Below are 3,169 nucleotides of genomic sequence, written 5' to 3'. Positions count from 1 at the left end.
AGCCGCCGTCCGGGCCGTCCACGGTCCGCCGACCGGGGCCGGCGGGCCGTTCCGACGTCAGTCGGTGGCGGCGACAGCCTCGTCGACCGTGGTGTGAATCGGAAACACCTTGGTCAGGCCCGTGATCCGGAAGATCTTGAGAATGCGCTCCTGGTTGCAGACCAGGCGCAGCGAGCCCTCATGGGCCCGGACACGCTTCAGGCCGCCCACCAGCACGCCGAGACCGGTGGAGTCGAGGAAGTCGACACCCTCCATGTCGACAACCAGGTGGTAACTGCCGTCATTCACCAACTCGACCAACTGCTCGCGCAGCTTGGGCGCGGTATACACATCAATCTCGCCACCGACCTCGACGACCGTACGGTCGCCACCAGGGCCGGACACATTGCGAGTCGACAGGGACAGGTCCACGGATCCTCCAGCACCTTGCTATCGAGCGGTCGCCCCTCGGTCTCCCCGACGGAGCCAGGGGACGGATCGCCAGCCGCGATGGCATTCAATCACTTACCAGCAGCCATGCACGACGCCTTGGGACCATTGTCCGTCACGCCAGTGACACACTCGGTGCCGATGGCCAAGAATCACCGCCCCAGCGGACCCACCGAGAGCGGAGACTCCCGCCCCTCTCCCGACATGATCCTCGACCGGCTCGCCGCAGGGGCGGGCCGGGCCGCGCGCATCACTCATACGGAGCACTTGCCCCCGCGACCGGGAACCCATGCCATCTGGCCGGATCGCATCCGACCGGAAGTCATCGCGGCGATCGGGCGCGCCGGAATCGATCATCCGTGGGTCCATCAGGCGGCCGCGGCCGAATCCGCTCTCGACGGCGAATCCGTGGTGATCGCCACCGGCACGGCGTCCGGGAAGTCGCTCGCCTATCTCGCCCCGGTCCTCAGCGCGCTGCTCGACGGCTCCGAGGCCCCGAACGGACGTGCGGCGACTGCGCTTTACCTCTCCCCCACGAAGGCGCTCGCGGCCGACCAGCGCCGGTCGGTGAAGAGCCTCGCCTCGCCGCTCGGCAACGCGGTCAGGCCCGCCGTCTACGACGGCGACACGCCCGTGGAGGAACGTGAGTGGGTGCGTCAGTACGCCAACTACGTCCTCACCAACCCCGACATGCTGCACCGGGGAATCCTGCCGTCCCACCCCCGCTGGGCCTCCTTCCTGCGCGCTCTGCGTTTCGTCGTCATCGACGAGTGCCACACGTACCGGGGCGTCTTCGGCTCGCATGTCGCCCAAGTGCTGCGCCGCTTGCGCCGGCTGTGCGCGCGGTACGGCTCCGATCCGGTCTTCCTGCTCGCCTCCGCGACCGCGGCCGAGCCCTCGGTCGCGGCAGGCCGGCTCACCGGCCTGCCGGTCAAGGAGATCTCGGACGACGCCTCGCCCCGCGGCGAACTGGTCTTCGCCCTCTGGGAGCCGCCGCTCACCGAGATGCGGGGCGAGAAGGGCGCGCCCGTGCGGCGTACCGCCACCGCCGAGACCGCCGACCTGCTCACCGACCTGACCCTCCAGGGTGTCCGTACGGTCGCCTTCGTCCGCTCCCGGCGGGGCGCGGAACTCATCTCCGTGATCGCCAAGGAGCGGCTGGCCGAGGTCGACCGCTCGCTGCCGGGAAGGGTCGCCGCCTACCGGGGTGGCTACCTGCCGGAAGAACGCCGCGCGCTGGAGCGTGCCCTGCACTCCGGTGAGCTCCTGGGCCTGTCCGCCACCACCGCCCTCGAACTGGGTATCGACGTCTCCGGTCTGGACGCCGTGGTCATCTCCGGCTACCCGGGCACCCGGGCCTCCCTCTGGCAGCAGGCGGGCCGCGCCGGCCGTTCGGGCCGGGGCGCCCTGGCCGTACTGGTGGCGCGGGACGATCCGCTGGACACCTTCCTCGTGCACCACCCGGAGGCCCTGTTCCACCAGCCGGTGGAGTCGACCGTGCTGGACCCGGACAACCCCTACGTACTCGCCCCCCATCTGTGCGCGGCCGCCGCGGAACTGCCACTCACCGACGCCGACATCGAACTCTTCGGCCCCACCGTGCCCGAGCTGCTGCCTCAGCTGGAGGCCGCGAAGCTGCTGCGCAGACGGGCGGCCGGCTGGCACTGGACCCGCCGGGAACGCGCCGCCGACCTCACCGACATCCGGGGCGGCGGAGGCAGGCCGGTGCAGATCGTCGAGGAGGGCACCGGCAGGCTGCTGGGTACCGTCGACGAGGCCGCCTCCCACACCGCGGTGCACGAGGGAGCCGTCCACCTCCACCAGGGACGCACCTACCTGGTCCGCAAGCTGGACCTGGAGGACTCCGTCGCGCTCGTGGAGGAGGCGAATCCGCCGTACTCGACCAACGCCCGCGACACCACGGCCATCACCGTGCTGGAGACCGACACCACGATCCCCTGGGGGGACGGCCGTCTCTGTTACGGCTCCGTCGAGGTCACCAACCAGGTCGTCTCCTTCCTGCGCCGGAAGCTGATCACCGGAGAGGTGCTGGGCGAGACCAAGCTCGAACTGCCGCCCCGCACCCTGCGCACCCGGGCCGTCTGGTGGACCGTCACCGAGGACCAGCTCGACGCCGCCCGGATCAATCCGGAGATCCTCGGCGGTGCGCTGCACGCCGCCGAACACGCGTCGATCGGGATGCTCCCCCTGTTCGCCACCTGCGACCGCTGGGACATCGGCGGGGTCTCCGTACCGCTGCACCCGGACACCCTGCTGCCCACCGTCTTCGTGTACGACGGCCATCCCGGCGGCGCCGGGTTCGCCGAACGCGCCTTTCACACCGCCCGCGCCTGGCTCACCGCGACCCGTGAAGCCATCGCGTCCTGCGAGTGCGAGGCGGGCTGCCCCTCCTGCATCCAGTCCCCCAAGTGCGGCAACGGCAACGAGCCCCTGCACAAGCGGGGGGCCGTACGTCTCCTGACCGAACTGCTCAGGGCCGCCCCCACGGACCCTCCCGGCCCGGAGGGCTCCCCTGCGCCGGAGGGGCGATCGGCGCCACCAGGCTCCCCGGAGGACCAGGCGGCCCCACAGGACCGTCAGGCCCCGCACGGGACCTGACCTCCGGCGTGTACGGGCCGAAAGCCGCCCGGGCCGTCACGTCCGCGATCTCTCCCCGCACCGAGCACCGCACCAGCGTCGCGCCTTGCGCGCCCGCCACCTCCCGGGCCGCCGTGCAGGC

The 3,169-nt window shown here is 71.3% G+C and carries 2 protein-coding genes; one reads left to right on the top strand and one right to left on the bottom strand.

The features are described 5' to 3' along the window. Positions 1-57 precede the first annotated feature (57 nt). Positions 58-411 (bottom strand): STAS domain-containing protein, encoded by a 354-nt coding sequence (locus ACFWEP_RS33485; protein ID WP_003967428.1) that lies wholly within the window; start codon positions 409-411, stop codon positions 58-60. A gap of 78 nt (positions 412-489) precedes the next feature. On the opposite strand from ACFWEP_RS33485, the gene ACFWEP_RS33480 reads away from it, so the two are divergent. Next, a complete protein-coding gene (locus ACFWEP_RS33480) occupies positions 490-3,048 on the top strand; it encodes a DEAD/DEAH box helicase (RefSeq protein WP_387375895.1) in 2,559 nt (852 codons plus the stop codon). The last annotated feature ends 121 nt before the right edge of the window (positions 3,049-3,169 follow it).

The sequence above is a fragment of the Streptomyces sp. NPDC060198 genome (assembly GCF_042728415.1).
GTDB lineage: Bacteria > Actinomycetota > Actinomycetes > Streptomycetales > Streptomycetaceae > Streptomyces.
This window is presented reverse-complemented; position numbering and strand designations above follow the sequence as displayed.